Origin of the sequence: Streptomyces lycii (assembly GCF_009735685.1) — a bacterium.
In the GTDB taxonomy this organism is placed as follows: Bacteria; Actinomycetota; Actinomycetes; order Streptomycetales; family Streptomycetaceae; genus Streptomyces; species Streptomyces lycii.
The window spans coordinates 1-820 of sequence record NZ_WHPN01000203.1 but is presented as its reverse complement, the minus strand read 5'-3'; the positions used below and the strand labels follow the sequence as shown (position 1 = coordinate 820).

2 protein-coding genes are annotated in these 820 nt (G+C 70.5%); both read right to left on the bottom strand.

The window, feature by feature from the left end:
* A partial coding sequence (locus GCU69_RS08195) for an ATP-binding cassette domain-containing protein (RefSeq protein WP_156205531.1) occupies positions 1-492 on the bottom strand: 492 nt, incomplete at its 3' end.
* Positions 485-820 (bottom strand): ABC transporter ATP-binding protein (locus tag GCU69_RS08190; RefSeq protein WP_170315802.1); only part of this gene is annotated, 336 nt, incomplete at its 5' end. The genes GCU69_RS08195 and GCU69_RS08190, both read right to left, overlap by 8 nt.

The following is an 820-nucleotide window of genomic DNA, read 5'->3' as shown; positions in this document are numbered from 1 at the left end:
CGGGTTGAGCGAGGTGTACGGGTCCTGGAACACCATCTGGATGTTCCGCCGCACCGCCTTCAGCGCGCGCCCGGACAGCTTGGTGATGTCCTGGCCCTTGTAGAAGACCTCGCCGGCGGTGGCCCGCTCCAGCGTCATCAGCAGCTTGGCGACGGTGGACTTGCCGCAGCCGGACTCGCCGACGATGCCCAGGGTCTCGCCCTGGTGCAGGTCGAACGAGACGCCGTCGACGGCCTTGACCGCGCCGATCTGCCGCTTGAAGAGGACGCCCCGGGTCAGCGGGAAGTGCTTGACCAGGTTGCGGACCTGGAGGATCGGCTCGCCGCGTTCGACGGGCGCCTCGATGGCCGCGACGGCCTCCGCGGTCTCGTCGGCCTCCTGGGCCGCCGCCTTGTCCAGTGCCGCCTTCTCGGCCGCGGCGGCCTGCTCGGACTTGCCGAGGTCGCTCGCGGGGACGTCCGGGACCTCGTCGTTCTTGTGGAGATCAGCCATGGATCGTCTCCTCCCAGAAGTGGCACGCGCTCCGGCGGCCGTCCAGCTCGGCGCCGCCGTCCCGCTCGGTGACCTGGTACAGCGGGGGCACGTCCGTACGGCAGACGTCCTGCGCCTTGGGGCAGCGCGGGTTGAAGGCGCAGCCGCTCGGGATCCGGGTCAGGTTGGGCGGCAGGCCCTTGATCGCGTAGAGCTCCTGGCCCTTCTGGTCCAGCCGCGGGATGGAGTCCAGCAGACCCCGGGTGTAGGGGTGCGCGGGGCGCTTGTACAGCTCGTGCACCGGGGCGGTCTCGACGATCCGGCCCGCGTACATCACGGCGATCTTGTC